The sequence below is a fragment of the Kitasatospora cinereorecta genome (genome assembly GCF_024172095.1).
Taxonomy (GTDB): Bacteria; Actinomycetota; Actinomycetes; order Streptomycetales; family Streptomycetaceae; genus Kitasatospora; species Kitasatospora cinereorecta.
Map to the genome: position 1 here is coordinate 107,427 of NZ_JAMZDX010000009.1, position 16,029 is coordinate 123,455.

The 16,029-nt window shown below is 74.7% G+C and carries 17 protein-coding genes; 8 read left to right on the plus strand and 9 right to left on the minus strand.

What is annotated here, in order from left to right; all coding sequences use genetic code 11:
- The first annotated feature begins 247 nt into the window (after positions 1-247).
- Positions 248-2,143, plus strand: coding sequence for an AfsR/SARP family transcriptional regulator (locus tag FHR36_RS39760; RefSeq protein ID WP_308199733.1), 1,896 nt, complete (start codon positions 248-250; stop codon positions 2,141-2,143).
- 110 nt (positions 2,144-2,253) lie between these two features.
- Complete coding sequence (locus tag FHR36_RS37715) at positions 2,254-2,637, plus strand: hypothetical protein (RefSeq protein ID WP_253804707.1); 384 nt, start codon at positions 2,254-2,256, stop codon at positions 2,635-2,637.
- A gap of 45 nt (positions 2,638-2,682) precedes the next feature.
- On the opposite strand, the gene FHR36_RS37720 is transcribed toward FHR36_RS37715, so the two are convergent.
- The 3 genes from FHR36_RS37720 to FHR36_RS37730 all read right to left on the minus strand — a co-directional run bounded on the left by FHR36_RS37720 (position 2,683) and on the right by FHR36_RS37730 (position 6,100).
- Positions 2,683-4,164 (minus strand): multicopper oxidase family protein, encoded by a 1,482-nt coding sequence (locus FHR36_RS37720; protein WP_253804708.1) that lies wholly within the window; start codon positions 4,162-4,164, stop codon positions 2,683-2,685.
- 144 nt (positions 4,165-4,308) lie between these two features.
- Positions 4,309-5,490 (minus strand): lytic transglycosylase domain-containing protein, encoded by a 1,182-nt coding sequence (locus FHR36_RS37725; RefSeq protein WP_253804709.1) that lies wholly within the window; start codon positions 5,488-5,490, stop codon positions 4,309-4,311.
- A gap of 181 nt (positions 5,491-5,671) precedes the next feature.
- Positions 5,672-6,100 carry an arsenate reductase ArsC gene (locus tag FHR36_RS37730; protein WP_253804710.1) on the minus strand — a complete coding sequence of 143 codons (429 nt, stop codon included), beginning with the start codon at positions 6,098-6,100 and terminating at the stop codon, positions 5,672-5,674.
- Positions 6,101-6,174: 74 nt separating this feature from the next.
- Here FHR36_RS37730 and FHR36_RS37735 point away from each other — a divergent pair, with 74 nt between their 5' ends.
- From FHR36_RS37735 to FHR36_RS40195, 4 genes are all read left to right on the plus strand, one after another.
- The gene (locus FHR36_RS37735; RefSeq protein WP_253804711.1) at positions 6,175-6,480 is read left to right on the plus strand and encodes an ArsR/SmtB family transcription factor; all 306 of its coding nucleotides are present in this window, start codon (positions 6,175-6,177) and stop codon (positions 6,478-6,480) included.
- A 92-nt stretch (positions 6,481-6,572) separates the two neighbouring features.
- Positions 6,573-7,304, plus strand: coding sequence for an aquaporin (locus FHR36_RS37740; protein ID WP_407660893.1), 732 nt, complete (start codon positions 6,573-6,575; stop codon positions 7,302-7,304).
- Positions 7,301-8,359, plus strand: coding sequence for an ArsO family NAD(P)H-dependent flavin-containing monooxygenase (locus FHR36_RS37745; RefSeq protein ID WP_253804712.1), 1,059 nt, complete (start codon positions 7,301-7,303; stop codon positions 8,357-8,359). Before FHR36_RS37740 ends, FHR36_RS37745 begins: the two co-directional genes overlap by 4 nt.
- 108 nt (positions 8,360-8,467) lie before the next feature.
- Complete coding sequence (locus tag FHR36_RS40195; RefSeq protein WP_308199734.1) at positions 8,468-8,692, plus strand: maleylpyruvate isomerase N-terminal domain-containing protein; 225 nt, start codon at positions 8,468-8,470, stop codon at positions 8,690-8,692.
- Positions 8,693-8,783: 91 nt separating this feature from the next.
- On the opposite strand, the gene FHR36_RS37755 is transcribed toward FHR36_RS40195, so the two are convergent.
- From FHR36_RS37755 to FHR36_RS37765, 3 genes are read right to left on the minus strand one after another with little or no spacing between them, the layout of a single operon-like run.
- The gene (locus FHR36_RS37755; protein WP_253805017.1) at positions 8,784-9,257 is read right to left on the minus strand and encodes a GNAT family N-acetyltransferase; all 474 of its coding nucleotides are present in this window, start codon (positions 9,255-9,257) and stop codon (positions 8,784-8,786) included.
- Positions 9,258-9,273: 16 nt separating this feature from the next.
- A complete protein-coding gene (locus FHR36_RS37760) occupies positions 9,274-9,624 on the minus strand; it encodes an ArsR/SmtB family transcription factor (RefSeq protein ID WP_253804713.1) in 351 nt (116 codons plus the stop codon).
- A gap of 56 nt (positions 9,625-9,680) precedes the next feature.
- A complete protein-coding gene (locus FHR36_RS37765) occupies positions 9,681-10,046 on the minus strand; it encodes an ArsR/SmtB family transcription factor (RefSeq protein ID WP_253804714.1) in 366 nt (121 codons plus the stop codon).
- A gap of 146 nt (positions 10,047-10,192) precedes the next feature.
- Between FHR36_RS37765 and FHR36_RS37770 the strand changes: the two genes are divergently transcribed.
- Positions 10,193-10,390, plus strand: coding sequence for a hypothetical protein (locus tag FHR36_RS37770; protein ID WP_253804715.1), 198 nt, complete (start codon positions 10,193-10,195; stop codon positions 10,388-10,390).
- 52 nt (positions 10,391-10,442) lie between these two features.
- Positions 10,443-11,816 (plus strand): FAD-dependent oxidoreductase, encoded by a 1,374-nt coding sequence (locus FHR36_RS37775; RefSeq protein ID WP_253804716.1) that lies wholly within the window; start codon positions 10,443-10,445, stop codon positions 11,814-11,816.
- 24 nt (positions 11,817-11,840) lie between these two features.
- On the opposite strand, the gene FHR36_RS37780 is transcribed toward FHR36_RS37775, so the two are convergent.
- The 3 genes from FHR36_RS37780 to FHR36_RS37790 all read right to left on the minus strand — a co-directional run bounded on the left by FHR36_RS37780 (position 11,841) and on the right by FHR36_RS37790 (position 15,955).
- Complete coding sequence (locus FHR36_RS37780) at positions 11,841-12,548, minus strand: FadR/GntR family transcriptional regulator (RefSeq protein ID WP_253804717.1); 708 nt, start codon at positions 12,546-12,548, stop codon at positions 11,841-11,843.
- 135 nt (positions 12,549-12,683) lie between these two features.
- Positions 12,684-14,567: a GMC family oxidoreductase N-terminal domain-containing protein gene (locus FHR36_RS37785; RefSeq protein WP_253804718.1), complete on the minus strand. Its 1,884-nt coding sequence runs from the start codon at positions 14,565-14,567 to the stop codon at positions 12,684-12,686.
- Complete coding sequence (locus tag FHR36_RS37790; RefSeq protein ID WP_253804719.1) at positions 14,564-15,955, minus strand: tocopherol cyclase family protein; 1,392 nt, start codon at positions 15,953-15,955, stop codon at positions 14,564-14,566. Before FHR36_RS37790 ends, FHR36_RS37785 begins: the two co-directional genes overlap by 4 nt.
- Positions 15,956-16,029: the final 74 nt, after the last annotated feature.

The following is a 16,029-nucleotide window of genomic DNA, read 5'->3' on the forward strand; positions in this document are numbered from 1 at the left end:
CCCGACTTCGCATGTACGGGAACGAGTGGACGACCCGTCGAACGACACACCGACGGGCGCGGCGGTAGGCCGGCGACCACGACACGGTCCGGATTCAGTGCGCGGCCTCCGGCTGACGCCGGTGCGATGAGCATCCGAATATGGGTGGCACGCCCCGATGCCCGGCCTCCCCGCAGGTCGGGACCATCGCCGTGGAGCGAGCACCGGCCACCATGGAGGAGCGTTGGACGAGCAGGGACCAGGCACAGTGCGATTCGCCGTTCTCGGCCGACTGCAGGTCGACGTCGGCGGCCGTCCGGTGCCGCTCGGAGCGTTCAAACGGCGACTGGTCCTCGCCATGCTGCTGGTCGGCGCCAACCGACCGGTCTCGTTGGACCTGCTCACCGAGGTCGTCTGGCAGGGCGAACCACCGCGCACCGCCCGCAAGAACCTCCAGGTCCACGTCTCCGCCCTGCGCAAACTGCTCGGCGACGACGGCGGCGAGGACGAACGGTCCAGGATCGTCCACGACTGCGGCGGCTACCGGCTGCGGGTCGAACGCGCCGAACTCGACGTCCTGCGCTTCCACGACCTCGCCCGGGCCGGCCGCGCCGCCACCACCGCCGGCGAACCCGGCACCGCCGCCCGCCTGCTCAGACAGGCGCTCGACCTCTGGCGCGGCGACCCCTTCGCCGACCTGCACGGCGCACCGCTGATCCGCGCCGAGGCCGAACGCCTCGAGGAACGCTGCCTCGGCAGCTACGAGGACTGGGCCGAAGCCGAACTCGAACCCGGCGGCACCCCCGCAGCCGTCGCCGAGACCGTCGCCGACCTCGTCGAACGCCACCCCCTGCGCGAACGGCTCCAAGCCGCCCGGATGAAGGCCCTGCACCTGATGGGCCGCCAGGCCGAAGCCCTCGCCGGCTACGACGCCTACCGCCAGCGGATGGCCCGCGAACTCGGCCTCGCCCCCAGCCCCGCCCTCGAAGCGCACTACCGCGCCATCCTCGCCGCCGGCCGCCTCCGGCCCACCACCACCGCCGCCGCCGACCGCACCGTCCTGCCGCCCGACACCCCCGACTTCACCGGCCGCACCCACGAAGTCCGCGAACTGACCCGCCTGCTCGGCCACGGCGGAAACGGCAGTCAGGGCGGCCACGGCGGCGACGGCAGCCACGGCGGCCGCGTCGCCGTCCTCACCGGCCCCACCGGCATCGGCAAGACCACCCTCGCCGTCCGCGTCGCCCACCTGCTGCGCTCCCACTTCCCCGACGGCCGCGTCCTCACCCGCCCGCGCACCGCCGACGGCTCACCCTGGCCCTGGGAGACCGCCATCGCCGAACTCGTCCGCCTCGCCGGCCTGCCCGGACCACCCGCCGACGACCCCCGCCAGAACCTCGCCCGCTGGCACGCCTGGCTCGGCCGCCGCCGCGTCCTGCTGATCCTCGACGACGTCCCCGACGAAGCCCTCGCCCGCGTCCTGCTCCCCGCCGAAGGCGGCAGCGCCGCCCTCGTCACCTCCCGCACCCACCTGGCCGGCCTCGCCCCCGTCCACCGGATCGAACTGCCGCCCTACACCCCCGCCGAAGCACTCGACCTGCTCGGCCGGATCATCGGACCCGAACCCGCCCGGCGCGACCCCCGCGCCGCCCAGGAGCTCGTCGCCGCCTGCGGACACCTGCCCCTCGCCGTCCGCGCCGGCGGCCTCAAGCTCGCCGCGCTTCGCCACCTCACCCTGCGCGAATTCGCCGACCGGCTCGCCGACCCCGCCGCCGTCCTCGACGAACTCGCCGCAGGCGACATCACCGTCCGCGCCGCGCTCGCCCTCGGCTGGCGCGACCTGCCGCCCACCGGCCGCACCGCCGTACGCCGCCTCGCCCGCCACCCCCTCGGCCGGCCGTTCGGCCTCCGCGAGGCCGCCCGGCTGCTCGGCTGCCAGGCACCCACCGCCCTGCGCCAGTTGGAGGCCCTGATCGGCGCAGGCCTGATCACCTCCCCCCGTCCCGAAACCCCCGGCGAGACCCCCCTCTACCACCTGCCGCGCCTGCTCCACCTCTACGCCCGCGAACACCCGGCACCCGCCCGCGCCCGCGCCGCCCGCCCGGCCCGCCGCACACCCCCCGTCACCGAAGCGAGCACACCGGCCGCCTGGGCCCTGAACTGATCGGGTTGTTGAGTAGGAGTACTCATGCGCGGCGGTCCGAGCGGCGGGCAGGGTGGGGGCGTCGGGCAGCCGCCCGCGTCCCGCCAGGCCGTCCGACCCGAGGTGATCACGTGAACGCTCCGACCGGCTACGGCCCGCCGCCCGCGTACGGCCCGCCGCCGCGCCGTCCTTCGGAGATCGCGTTCGGAGTCGTCTCGGGGCTGCTCATCCTCGGCGCGGGTGTGGTCAACGCGGGCCTGCTGTTCGTGATGTGCTTCCTCCCCGACGGCTGCGGGTCCTCCTCCACGACGCTGAGCAAGCGCTTCTGCGACGGGACCGGCTACCTGGAGGTGCTCGCGGCCCCCTGGATCTCGCTGGTCACCGCCCTGCTGGTGGCCGGGCTCGTCGCCCTGCCCGCCCGCCGCCACGGCCGGACGCCATGGTCGGCCCTGCTCCCCGCCGTGCTCATCCACGCGGCCGGCCTCGCCTTCGTCTACTTCTTCATCGCCGGATAGGCCGACGAAGGCCAGGTGGGGAGCTGGGCGGCCGTGGTGGGAGCGTCAGTGGTGCGGCGGCGTCGGTTGCTGCCCGGGTCGGGCCGAGAGGGTGTGCGGGACCTGGCTCTCGGTGCCCGGCTCGACGATCACGAACTGGCCCATCATCCCCGCGTCCTCGTGGCGCAGGATGTGGCAGTGGTACATGTACGGCGAGGACGGGTCGGTGTCCCGGCCGAACTGCACGGCGAGCCGCACCTTGGACCGGACCGGTACGTAGACCGTGTCCTTGTGGCCGCTCGCGTGCGCCGGAGGCGCCGCGCCGTTCACGTCCAGGACCTGGAAGGCCACCTCGTGGATGTGGAAGTTGTGGGCGAAGCCGCTCCCGTCCACCTCCCAGATCTCGACGGCGCCCGCCGGGACGACCTCGTCGATCCGGTCCATGTCCATCGGCCGGCCGTTGATCGAGTCCCGGCCGCCGAGCGCGAAGGTGCGCAGCCGGGCGCCGGCCGGCGGGACGATCGCCGGGAGCGTCGCCGGGTGCGCGGGCAGCGCAGGTGACGGCTTGAGCCCCGTCGCGGCGACGAACCGCACCAGGTCGAAGTCGCCCTTGGCGAGGTCCACCCCGTTGTCGAGTGTGCGCAGCACGACATCGTCGCCGGGTGCGAACCCCACCACCACCTCGGCCCGCTCACCCGGCGTCAGCACCAGCTGATCGACCTCCACCGGCGCGCCGAGCAGCCCGCCGTCGTTGCCGACCACGTGGAAGCGGCGCCGGTCCGCGAAGGTCAGATTGAACATCCGGGCCTGGGCGCCGTTGAGGATCCGCAGCCGGACCCGCTGGGTGGTCACGTCGAAGCGGGGGTTCCAGACGCCGTTGACCAGCATGTGGTCGCCCAGGATGCCGTAGATCCCCCGCAGCGGATCGCCGCTGAACGAGCCGTCGGCGGCGAACTCCTTGTCCTGCAGCACCAGTGGCACGTCGTCGACCCCGTACGCCGCCGGCAGCCCGTGGTCCTCGGCGTCGTCCACGATGAACAGCCCGGCCAGGCCGCGGTAGACGTGCTGGGCGGTAGTGCCGTGCGGGTGCGGGTGGTACCAGGCGGTGGTCGCCGGCTGGTCGAGCGTCCAGGCGGGGTTCCAGACGGCGCCCGGCTGGATCAGCTGGTGCGGCCCGCCGTCCATCGCGGCCGGTACGCGGATCCCGTGCCAGTGCACGGTGCTGGCCTCAGGCAGCCCGTTGCGGACCGTCATCCGGATCACGTCGCCGCGACCCGCCCGCAGGGTCGGGCCGAGGAAGGCGCCGTTGAAGCCCCAGGTGGGCGTCTGCTGCCCGGGCAGGATCATGGTGCGGCCGGTCTGCATGGCGAGCTCGAAGTGCCGCGCACCGTCACCGTCCAGCGGGGGAGCCAGCAGCGGCGGCACGAACAGCGGAGTGGCCATAACGGCGCCGGGCGGCGGCTCCAGCCGCTCGCCGGAGCGGGAGCCGCAGGCCGCGGCTACGCCGGAGAGCGCCGCGAGGGAGAGGAAGTTCCGTCGGTTCACCATCGCTGACTGTAGCGGCACGGTGGCCGTGAGTGGCTGAATGGCAGGGCCGGTTTCGCGCGCGTGCCGCGGGGGTGGCACGGGGGTGGCACGAGGCGGCCGCCCTCCGCCGTGCGGGACGGGGAGGGCGGCCGGCCGGGGGTCAGGTCAGCGGTGCTGGGCGGACGGGGACGGCGTCGGGGACGGCGAGGCGGAGGTGCTCGGGGAGGGGGAGGGGCAGCCCAGCGTCGGCGAGCCGGACGGGCTCGGGGAGGGCGAGGCGGTAGCGGCCGACGGCGAGGGCGAAGCCGCCGCGCTCGGCGTGGCCGTCGGGGAGGCCGAACCGCTCGGCGCCGCCGACGGTGTGGCCGTCGGGGAGGGGCAGCCGGACGGCGTACCGCTCGGCGTCGGGGACGGCGACGGCGTGGGGTGGGTCGGCGAGGCGGAGGCCGAGGGGGACGGGGTCGTCGCGCCGGTACCGGCGGTCGGACTCGGCGAGGGCTTCGGCGCGGGCGCCGGGGCGGACGGCGAGGGCGACGGCGAGGGAGAGGGCGAGGCCGGGCGCGCGACCGCGTCGGCGACGGCCGACGTACCGGTCTGGAAGTGCACCATCCAGGACCGGACCGTGCGCAGGTACTCGGTGGAGTTGTTGTACCCGAGGACGGCCCGGTCGAGCTGCGCCGGCACGGACAGGTCCCGGCCGCCCGCGCAGAGGTAGCGGCCGGCGGCCAGCGCGGCGTCCCAGATGTTGTTCGGGTCGTTGCGGCCGTCGCCGTTGCCGTCCGCGCCCCACACCGCCCAGGTGGAGGGGATGAACTGCATCGGGCCGACGGCCCGGTCCCACACCGCGCTGCCGTCGTACCGGCCGCCGTCGGTGTCGGCGATGGCGGCGAACCCGTTCCCGTCCAGCACCGGCCCGAGGATCGGCGTGTACGTGGTGCCGGCGGCGTCCACCCGTCCGCCGTCGGCCTGGCCGGACTCCACTTGGCCGATCCCGGCGAGCAGCTGCCACGGCAGGTGGCAGCCGGGGGTCGACGCGGCGAGGGCGGCCTCCGCCTTGCGGTAGGCGTCGAACACGGTGGACGGCAGCCGAGCCCCGCCGGTCGCCTGGAGGACGGACGATTCCGCGCCGGGGCCGGGGGTCGAGACCGCCGTCACGGGCGGCTGCGCGAGCTCCTTGGCGCCTCCGCCGTCCAGCGGAGTCCCGCCGTACGGCAGGGCGGTCGCAGCCGCGGGGTCCTCCGCGTAGGAGGTCAACCCGTCGGCGTCCGGTGCCGGCGACGCCAGGGGCGCCGTCGGCGCCGTCACGGCGGCCAGCGTCACCATCACCCCTGCCGCCTGCAGCAGCACTCGCTTACCTATTCGCCCCACCGTTCGGGCTCCCTTCAGTGGATCTTGCGGCCAGTCCTTGGACGAACGGACGGCGGTTCAGGTTCCACTGTGGGGACGTCGATTCGGGAGGCGGCCGAAGTCGACGTCGGGGTGGTGGAGTTGACACGGCATTCGGTCCGGCTCCACCCGCCCCGGTCTGTCAGCTGTTGTCCCCGGAGCGGGCCTTGGTGTCGATCTCGGCGATCAGGCCCTCGATCAGGCCCTTGATCTCGTCGCGGATCGGGCGGACGGCCTCGACGCCCTGGCCGGCCGGGTCGTCCAGCTTCCAGTCGAGGTACGTCTTGCCGGGGAAGTACGGGCAGGCGTCGCCGCAGCCCATGGTGATCACGTAGTCGGACGCCTGGACGGCCTCGGTGGTGAGGATCTTCGGCTTCTGGTCGGAGATGTCGATGCCGAGCTCGGCCATGGCGGCGACGGCGGAGGGGTTGACCTGGTCGCCGGGCATGGAGCCGGCGGAGCGGACCTCGACGCGGTCGCCGGCGAGGTGGGTGAGGAAGCCCGCGGCCATCTGGGAGCGGCCGGCGTTGTGGATGCAGACGAACAGCACGGAGGCGAGCGGCGCGGTCATGCGGGGTGTCCTTCGGTGGGCAGGGCGGGCGCGGGCTGGTGCCCGGCGGCACAGGGCGGGTAACGTATCACTCCATGGTGACGTCAGTCGACAGTGATGTGTTGAAGGCCCTCTCCGATCCCCTGCGGATGCAGATCGTCCGGCTCCTCGCCCGCGAGGCGCTGTGCACGACCCATCTGGTGGAGGAGACCGGGGCCAGACAGACCAACCTGTCGAACCACCTCAAGGCGCTGAGGGACGCCGGGCTCGTGGACACCGAGCCGTGCGGGCGCTTCACCTACTACTCGCTCCGACCGGAGGCCGTCGAGGCCCTGGCCGGAGAACTCGCGAAGCTGGCCGCCACCGCCCGTGAGGCAGCAGGCCGCAAGCGGTCCTGCTGAGACCCACCCAGCCCCCGACGGCGGCCTCACCCCGCCCTGCAAGAGGAGTGTCCTTGACCGCCATCGACGAGGCGAGATCCGAGACTGTGCCCGTGAACCATGTGGACGAGCCCCTGGCGGCCGAGCCTCCCGCCGTCCCGCTGCCGAACCGGGTGGCGGCCGAGCTGGTCGGCACCGCGGTGCTGGTCGCCGTGGTCGTCGGCTCCGGCATCCAGGCCACCGAGCTCACCCAGGACGTCGGCCTGCAGCTGCTCGCCAACTCCCTGGCCACCGTGTTCGGCCTCGGCATTCTGATCCTGCTGCTCGGCCCGGTCTCCGGCGCGCACTTCAACCCCGTCGTCACGCTGGCCGAGTGGTGGTCCGGCCGCAAGGACCCCAAGGGCCTGGGTCCGCGGGAGGTCGCCGCGTACGTCCCGGCTCAGATCGTCGGGGCGATCGCGGGCGCGATCCTGGCGGACGCCATGTTCGGCGAGCCGCTGGTGAAGTGGTCCACCCACGACCGCTCCGCCGGGCACCTGCTGCTCGGCGAGGTCGTCGCCACTGCCGGCCTGGTGCTGCTGATCTTCGGCCTGGCCAAGAGCGACCTGCTGCGGTTCGCGCCGGTCGCGGTCGCCTCCTACATCGGCGCCGCGTACTGGTTCACCTCGTCCACGTCTTTCGCGAATCCGGCGGTGACGATCGGCCGGGCGTTCACCGACACCTTCGCCGGCATCGCCCCGAGCTCGGTACCGGGCTTCATCGGCATGCAGCTGATCGGCGGCGTGGTGGGCCTGGCCCTGGTCGTGCTGATCTTCACCCACCGCCGTCCGGCCGGGTCGAAGTGAGCGCGGTCCGGCGCGTCCAGGTCCTGGTCGTCGGCGCGGGCCAGGCCGGCCTCGCCGCCGGCTACTACCTGCGGCGCGCCGGACTCGACTTCGCCCTCCTCGACGCCTCGCCGGCCCCCGGCGGCGCCTGGCAGCACTACTGGGACAGCCTCCGCCTGTTCTCCCCGGCCGCGTACGCCTCCCTGCCCGGCCGCCCGATGCCGGCCCAGGCCGGACAGGCGTACCCGGATGCCGGTCACGTCGCCCGGTACCTGGCCGAGTACGAGAAGCGGTACGAGCTGCCCGTCCACCGCCCCGTCCAGGTCCAGACGGTTGGGGACGCCGGCGACGGGGGTCTGCTGGTCCCCACCGACGACGGCAGCTGGCACGCCCGGGCGCTGATCAGCGCCACCGGCACCTGGTCACGCCCCTTCGTCCCGGCCGTCCTGGGCCGGGACGTCTTCGCCGGGCGGCAGCTCCACACCCACGGCTACCGGCGGGCGGAGGACTTCGCCGGGCAGCGCGTGGTGGTCGTGGGCGGCGGCAACTCCGGCGCCCAGATCGCCGCCGACCTCACCTCCCACGCGAGCGAGGTCCGCTGGGTCACCCGTCGCCCGGCGCGCTTCCTGCCCGACGAGATCGACGGCCGCGCGCTGTTCGAGATCGCCACCCGCCGCGTCCAGGACGGCGGACCGCGGATCTCCGACCTCGGCGACATCGTCGCCACCGGAGCCGTCCGGGCGGCCCGCGACGCCGGACGGCTCACCGCCCACCCCATGTTCGACCGCCTCACCGCCGCCGGCCCGGCCTGGGCCGACGGCACCGTGTGGCCGGCGGACGCGGTGATCTGGTGCACTGGGTTCCGCCCTGCCCTCACCCCGCTCGCCGCCCTCGGCCTGCGCGGGCACGACGGCCGAGTCCCCACCGACGGCACCCGGGCCCGCGCCGACCACCGGGTGCACCTCCTCGGCTACGGCGACTGGACCGGCCCCGCCTCCGCCACCCTGATCGGCGTCGGCCGCACCGCCCGCACCGCGGTCGCCGAGATCGCGGCCACCCTCAGGACAGCTGATTAGGCAGTCATCCATGAACCGGACGTCGGCCGCCGACGTTCCAGTAGGCGTGTCGGCGGGCATCACCACAGCCCGAGGACGGCCGGGAACCCGAGCGAGAGCTGGCAGGCCATGGCGAACGGGCAAGCGATGGACCGGCAGGCCGTCTTCGACGACTACGAGCGGGCCCGGGCCACCTTCCACCGGCTCATACGCGCCGCAAGCGATGCGGACCTGGACCGGCCGACCGACGGAACCCGTTGGACCAACCGGCAGCTGCTGTGGCACATGCTGTTCGGCTACCTGGTCACCCGCCCTCTGCTGGTGGGTGGGACCCGTTCTTCGAGGACCGGATGACGCTCGCGGACATCTACCGCTACCCCACCCGGCACTTCGACTTCCACCACCGCCGGCTCACCCTCGACAGCGAGAGCTGACCGGAGCGCGGTCAGTCCACGAGCGGGCTGCGGCGTTCGACCAGGACGACGTCGCGCCAGACGCCGTGGTGGCGGCCGATGCGTTCGCGGGTGCCGATGACGCGGAAGCCGGCCCGTTGGTGGAGGGCGAGGCTGGCGGTGTTCTCCGGGAAGATGCCGGACTGGATGGTCCAGATCCCGGCGGCCTCGGTCGAGACCGTCAGTGCCTCCAGCAGGCGGGCGGCGACGCCGCGGCCGCGGGCATCGGGGTGGACGTAGACGGAGTGCTCGACCACGCCGGCGTACGCGCACCGGTCCGAGACCCGGGAGGCGGCCACCCACCCGAGCACCCGGCCGTCCCGGTCGACGGCAACGAACCGGTGCTCGGGCAGCTTCGCCGCGTCGAACGCCTCCCAGGTGGGCGACCGGGTCTCGAAGGTGGCGTTTCCCTCGTCGATCCCGGCCTGGTAGATCGCCAGCACCTGCTCGGCGTGGACCGGGGTCATCGGCTGCACCGCGATGTCACTGGGCACCGTCGGCTCCTTCTTCGGCCGCCGGCCGGTCGTCGCCGAGGATCGCCCGTACGGCGGCCGGGAAGACCGTCAGGCAGGTGCGATTCACCGCGTACGCGGTGGAGGTGCCGCGCCGCTCGGGCAGCACGAACCGCACCTCCGAGAGGATCTTGAGGTGGTGGGAGACCGTTGACTGTCCCACCGGGGACCGCTCCACGATCTCGCCCACGTTCATCGGCCGGCCCTCGGCCGCCAGCAGGTGCAGGAGTTGGACACGGGTGGGGTCGGCCAGCGCCCTGAACCATGTGGCGTACAGGGTGGCCGCCTCGGCGTCGATGCCGGTGCGGCTTCGCTCATTCATCGATGATCGACGATAGTCGATGAGAGGATGAACGGGAAGGGTGTCGGGGCGGTCGGTCAGCGGGTGGCGGCGGTGAGCATCGTGGCCATGGCGGCCAGCGTGTTCGGGGCGACGCGGTAGTAGACCCAGGTGCCGCGCCGCTCGGAGGTGAGCAGGCCGGCCTCGCGGAGCTTCTTGAGGTGGTGGGAGACGGTGGGCTGGGAGACGCCGACGTCCTGGATGTCGCACACGCACGCCTCGCCGCCCTCGTGCGAGGCGACGCGGGAGAACAGCCGCAGCCGTACCGGGTCGGACAGCGCCTTGAACATGGCCGCCATCGTGACCGAGTCCTCCTCGGACAGTGGGGCTTCGGTCAGCGGGGTGCAGCACGGCACGGCCTCCGGCTCCAGCACCGGCAGCTCGATCACCTCAAGATTCGACATGTGTCTATGTTGACACCCGCCGAACCGCATCGGAAGGGCGGCATCGCGACCATTGATTCGATGTTGGTCTATGTTGACGTTCATCTAAGCGAGTGCCATGCTGGCCCCACGACAACGCATCGACAAACGTCGAAACAGGAGACGTCATGACCGAGACCCCTGCACCTGCCGTCGGCTGCTGCACTCCGGAAGTCGACCCGACGCCGGCCGGCACGGCGGCGGCCGCGCCGTCCGCGCCGTCCGCTCCGTGCTGCGGCACCTCGCAGGAGGCCGCTGACGCCGGTGCCTGCTGCGGCCCGGCCGCCAAGCAGGAGGCCGTCGCCTCCGGCACCGGCTGCTGCTGACCCGCGCCCGCCAACCCGCCCCCTGTCACGACCAGCGATCCGGAGACCTGAGATGAGCGAGAACACCCCCGCCGAGCTGCCCGTCGTCGTCATCGGCGCAGGCCCGATCGGCCTGGCCGCCGCGGCCCACCTGATCGGGCGCGGCCTCGACCCCCTCGTGCTGGAGGCCGGGCCGAGTGCCGGTACGTCCGTTCGCGAGTGGGCGCACGTCCGGCTGTTCTCGCCCTGGGCGGAGGTGGTCGACCCGGCGGCCGAGAAGCTCCTCGCGCCGACCGGGTGGGCGCGGCCCGATGGCGCCACGTACCCCGCCGGCGGTGATTGGGTCGAGCAGTACCTGCAGCCGCTCGCCGACGCCCTCGGCGACAAGGTGCGCTACAACGCCCGGGTGACCGGCGTCGCCCGGGCCGGACGCGACCGGATCGTCGACTCCGGCCGGGACGAGCAGCCGTTCACCGTCCACGTCGAGCACACCGACGGCCGCGAGGAGCGGATCCCGGCCCGCGCCGTCGTGGACGCCTCCGGCACCTGGTCCACGCCCAACCCGCTCGGCGCGAACGGCCTGCCGGCGCTCGGCGAGCGCGCCGCGCACGGCCGGATCTCCTACCGCATCCCGGATCTGACGGACCCGGCCGTGCGGGAGCGGTTCGCCGGGAAGCGCACCGCCGTGGTCGGCACCGGCGCCTCCGCGTTCACCGCGCTCGCGTACCTCGCCGACCTGGCGAAGGACGAGCCCGGCACCCACGCCGTGTGGGTGCTGCGGCGGGGCATCAACGGCAGCACGTACGGTGGCGGCGAGGCCGACCAGCTGCCGGCGCGCGGCGCGCTCGGCCTGCGCGCGAAGCGGGCGGTCGACGACGGGTACGCCTCCTCGCTCACCGGCTTCCGCACCGCCGCCGTCGAACCGCTCGACGGCCGGTTGGTCCTGGTGGCCGAGGACGGCCGCCGCAGCGAGCCGGTGGACCGGGTCGTCGTCCTGACCGGACTGCGCCCCGACCTGTCGTTCCTGTCCGAGGTCAGGCTCGGCCTCGACGAGCGCCTCCAGGCGCCGACCGCGCTCGCGCCGCTGATCGACCCGAACCAGCACTCCTGCGGCACGGTGTATCCGCACGGCGCGGCCGAACTCGCCCACCCGGAGCGGGACGTGTACCTGGTCGGCATGAAGTCCTACGGCCGCGCGCCGACGTTCCTCGCGATGACCGGTTACGAGCAGGTCCGCTCCGTGGCCGCGCAGCTCGCCGGTGACGTAGCGGCGGCCGAGCGGGTCGAACTGACCCTCCCGGAGACCGGGGTGTGCGGTGGCGCGGGCCTCTTCGACGAGCCGGACACCGCCCGGAGCGGCGGCTGCTGCTCCGTCCCGGCCGTGCCGCAGCTGATCACCCTCGGCGCGCCCGCAGCGTCGTCCTGCTCGAGCGACGGCGGCTGCTGACCGGGCCCGAGGTCCGGTGGAGGGTCAGCCGGTGCGGTGGGCCTTGAGGGCGGCGAGCATCAGGTGTTCGGTGGCCGTGAGGTAGTGCTCGGCGGCTTCCGCCGCGCGGTCGGGTCGGCCGGCGGTGACGGCGTCGACGAGGGGGGTCAGGCGGTCGGCGGCGACGGCCGGGTCCTCGAACGGGGCCCGGAGGGCGCCGCGGACGGGCAGGTAGGCGCGGAAGAGGGTGTTGGTGAGCAGCAGGTGGACGCGGTTGCCGCCGGCGCGGGCCAGTTCGCGGTGGACCTCCATGTCGGCGAGCTGGGCGGCGTCGGCGTCGGGCGCGTCGGCCACGGCGGCGAGCAGGAGGCGCAGCCGGCGGGTGTGTTCGTCGGTACGGCGGGCGGCGGCGCGGCGGGCGATCAGGGTGCCGATGTCGCGGCGGGCCTCGAAGATGTCGGTCAGCCAGCCGGGGTCGTGGGCGGCGAGGGCGGGCAGCAGGTCGGTGCCGCCGTCGCGGAGGAAGTCGCGGATGCGGGTGCCGATGCCGTGCCGGGTCTGGAGCAGCCCGGCCTGTTCGAGGCGGGTGAGCGCGTGCTTGAGGGTGGTGCGGGTGACGCCGTAGCGGGCGGCGAGGTCCCGTTCCGGGGGCAGGAGCGCGCCGGTGGGGTGGGTGCCGTCGAGGATGTCGTCGCGCAGTCGGTCGGCGAGCAGGTCGACGACCGACTGGCGGGCGATGGTCTGGTCGGGCACGGTCCGCCTCCTTGGGGTGCCGGGTGTGCGGATGGGCCGCCGGTGGGGAGTCAAGCCAATGTCCGGCGCGACCGTCAAGCCGGGCCGCCTCGGCGTACGGATGACGGTGCGTCACCGGTGCGGCCGCGCCGGTGGTCAGGGCCGGTGGTCGGCGGCTCGTTCGGAGACGGCCAGGGCGAGCGCCATGATCGTCAGCTGGGGGTTGACCTCCGGGCAGCTCGGCAGGGCTGACGCGTCGGCGACGAGGACGCCCCGGACGCCGCGCAGCCAGCCGTCCGGGTCGGCCGGTGCGGTCCGCGGGTCGGCGCCGAGCGCGATCGTGCCGCTCGGGTGGAAGGCCGACAGGTGGAGCTCGTCCGCGGTGGCGTCGGCGAGCGCGCCGTGCAGTTCGGCGGTGTCGCGCACCCGGGGGTGGCGGGGGAGTCCGGTGAGCACCTCGTCAGCCCCGGCGGCGAACAGCAGCTCGCCCATGGCCGCGACCGCTCGCAGCAGGGTGCGGCCGTCCTGCGGGTCGAGGCGGTAGAGCGGCAGGACGGGGCCGCGGGCGAGCACCCGGCCGCCCGGCCGGTCGGCGATCATCGCGCCGAGGGTGGCGAGGTGGTCGGCGGCCTCCAGTTCGGCCCGCAGTTCGCGCCCGAGGCCGGGCAGGACGAAGGAACTCATGCCGGGCGGCGGGGCGGTGGCCTCGATCAGGATGCCCTCGTGGTGGAGTTCCTCCACCCCGGCGCTCTGCAGGACGGCCGGACCGTCGGCGACCGGTTCGGCGAAGCGGCCGGCGACGCTGGTGGCCGGGTGGACGGCCAGGTTGCGGCCGGTTGCGGGGTGCCGGCCGAGGCCGGAGCGGTTCAGCAGTGCGGGCGAGCGGAGCGCCCCGGCGGCGACCACGACCAGCGGGCTGAGGATCTCGAACGCCGTCCCGTCCGGGCGGCGGGCGGCGATGCCGGCGGCGCGCGGTCCGCCGGGCCGGTCGGGGTCGGTGAGGATCCGGGTGACGCGCGCGGAGGTGACGATCCGGGCGCCGGCGGCGCAGGCGTCCGGCAGGACCGAGAGCTGCACGCTCTGCTTCGCCCCGGTGGGGCAGCCGGTGACGCACTGGGTGGAGCCGCGGCAGCCGGGGGCGTTGCGGCGCAGCGGGCCGGCCTGCCAGCCGAGCTTCGCGGCACCGGCCAGGGCGAGGAGGCCGCCGCGGCCGAGGACGTCCAGCGGTTGGGTGGCGACCTGCAGCAGGCGTTCGACCTCGTCCAGGCGGGCGCCGAAGGCGTCGGGGTCCGCCAGGTCGACCAGGCCGTGGCGGCGGCGCCACCGCTCCAGCACCCGGTCCGGGGTGCGGTAGCAGGTACCGGCGTTGACCACGGTGGTGCCGCCCACCGCGCGGCCGGTGGGCAGCAGCACGGGCGGACGTCCGGCCAGCACCGTCGCGCCGCCGTCCCGGTAGAGGTCGGTGAACCGTTCCAGCGGCGTCCGCGCGGCGAACTCGGCCGTGGTGTGGTGCCGCCCCTCCTCGACGACGACCACCCGCAGCCCGGCCCGGGCCAGGGTCCGCGCCGCCGTCGCCCCGCCCGCGCCCGAACCGACCACCACGGCGTCCGCGACGGCCCGGTCCGGCCACTCGGCGGAGGGGACGCAGTCCAGCGGCGGATCCGCGGGCGGTACGGGGGTGGCCGAGGGGTGCGGCCGGTGGTGGAGCATCAGCTCCGTACGCGCGGCCAGGATCACCGGCACCTTCACGGCGTCCCACAGCGGAGCGGGGGCGCCGGCCAGCGCCGCCAGCACCCGCTCCCGCTCGGCGGCCGGGAGGGCATCGAGCCGGCGGCCGGTGCGCAGCAGCGCGTACCCGTCGACGGCCGCCGCCGCGGCCGTGAACCCCAGGCGGGCGAGGCCCGGCAGCGGGGCCAGGACCGTCCCGACCCGGTCGGCGGCGGCCGCCGCCCAGGGCCGGCTGCCGTCGTCGGCGAGCAGGGCCGCGACCAGGCCACGCCGGCTGCGGTGGCCGGGGTGGGCGGAGGGGTGACGGTTCATCGGTCGCCCACCTCCGCGTGCGCCGTCCCGTCCAGGACCCAGCGGGCCTCGTCCCGCCAGCGTCCCCACCAGCGCTCCAGGACGACCTCGGCGTCCGCGGCCTCGCTGTTGCGGCACACGGCGCGGCTGCCGTCCGGGTCGGTGTACTCCATCGCCAGGGTGCGGGCCTCGGGCTGGTGGACGGTCACCCGGAGCCGGCGCAGGCCCGCACGCCCGGTCACCGACCAGGTCGGCAGGCCGAGTTCGGCCCGGAACCGGTCGAGGCCCAGCAGCCCGACGGCGGGGCGCAGCGCACGGCGCGGCCAGGTGCGGCCGCCGCGGCGCAGCCGCAGGAACACCAGCGGTGGCAGCCTGCGCAGCAGCGGCCGGGTCGACACCGCGGCGACGACCTCCAGCACGTCGCCGCCCCCGAGGTCGGCGTGCAGCCAGGCCCAGCGGCGGGCGTTGCCGTGGCCGTAGATCCGGGCGCTCGCGCCGGGCGCCCCGTCGAGGTGGAGCACGCCGCCCGGGCCGGTGAGCGTCCCCGCGTAGCGGGAGGTCGCCGCCGGGAGCATCTGCGCGGCCGGCAGCACCCCGTGGCGCCACGCCCAGCGGGGGAAGGTGTACAGCGGCTTCCCGGTGGGCCGCTCGGTGAGGTCCCAGCTGTACGGGCCGGCCGTACCGCGCAGGCGTCGCTCGCCCGGGACCGATGGGTCGACCGGCGTACTGTGCGGCGGATCCGCGGGCCACGGCAGCGGGCCGTACCGGGCGTGCTCGACCGGCCCGGCGGGCGGGAAGAGGGCCACCCACCCGTGCACCCGCGGCGGTGAACCGTCGGTGGGAGCGACCAGTTCGTGGTGCAGCCAGACCCCCGTCCCGTCGGACGGGTCGGTGAGAGTGGTGTACCAGACCTCGGTGCGGCCCGCCGCGCCGTCCCAGCGCGACCCGTCGTCGTCGCGCCGCGACTGCCGGGGGAAGCGCCAGCCCGCCAGGAACGGCACCAGGCCGGTCGCCAGCGGGAACCGCAGCACGCCGTGGCCGAGGTCGCGCCCGTCCTCGTCGGTGAGGGTGTACGGCAGCCGGGTCATCGACCGCAGCGGACGGCCCGGCGTGATCGACTTCCAGCCGAGGAGGGTGTGGCGGCGGCCGTGCACGTCGAACTCGAGCCGGTAGCGGATCCGTCGACGGGCCACCGGCGAGATCTCCAACTCGCCGGTGGCCCGGGCATCGTCGGCGAGTCCCCAGATCCGCACCCGGCCGACGAGTCGGGCGTGCGTGGTGCGGTGCGGCAGCACCAGGCGGTCGGCCCGGACCCGGAGGTCCAGCCGTACCGGGCGCGCCTGGCTCTCCTCCGCCAGGTGCACGGTGCCGAGCATGGTCTCGCTGAACGCCGTTCCGCGGGGGCTCATGGCCGCTCCTCCGGAGTGTGGTGGGCAAGTGGTCGAGTGGCTCAGCCACTGAACCACTGCGTATGATCCACCGT

Bases quoted from the DNA above. Each gene is read 5' to 3' on its own strand.
- FHR36_RS37720 (WP_253804708.1), bottom strand. From the start codon at position 4,164: ATGGTGAACCGACGGAACTTCCTCTCCCTCGCGGCGCTCTCCGGCGTA.
- FHR36_RS37730 (WP_253804710.1), bottom strand. From the start codon at position 6,100: ATGACCGCGCCGCTCGCCTCCGTGCTGTTCGTCTGCATCCACAACGCC.
- FHR36_RS37735 (WP_253804711.1), top strand. From the start codon at position 6,175: ATGGTGACGTCAGTCGACAGTGATGTGTTGAAGGCCCTCTCCGATCCC.
- FHR36_RS40195 (WP_308199734.1), top strand. From the start codon at position 8,468: ATGGCGAACGGGCAAGCGATGGACCGGCAGGCCGTCTTCGACGACTAC.
- FHR36_RS37755 (WP_253805017.1), bottom strand. From the start codon at position 9,257: ATGACCCCGGTCCACGCCGAGCAGGTGCTGGCGATCTACCAGGCCGGG.
- FHR36_RS37760 (WP_253804713.1), bottom strand. From the start codon at position 9,624: ATGAATGAGCGAAGCCGCACCGGCATCGACGCCGAGGCGGCCACCCTG.
- FHR36_RS37765 (WP_253804714.1), bottom strand. From the start codon at position 10,046: ATGTCGAATCTTGAGGTGATCGAGCTGCCGGTGCTGGAGCCGGAGGCC.
- FHR36_RS37770 (WP_253804715.1), top strand. From the start codon at position 10,193: ATGACCGAGACCCCTGCACCTGCCGTCGGCTGCTGCACTCCGGAAGTC.
- FHR36_RS37775 (WP_253804716.1), top strand. From the start codon at position 10,443: ATGAGCGAGAACACCCCCGCCGAGCTGCCCGTCGTCGTCATCGGCGCA.
- FHR36_RS37785 (WP_253804718.1), bottom strand. From the start codon at position 14,567: ATGAACCGTCACCCCTCCGCCCACCCCGGCCACCGCAGCCGGCGTGGC.
- FHR36_RS37790 (WP_253804719.1), bottom strand. From the start codon at position 15,955: ATGAGCCCCCGCGGAACGGCGTTCAGCGAGACCATGCTCGGCACCGTG.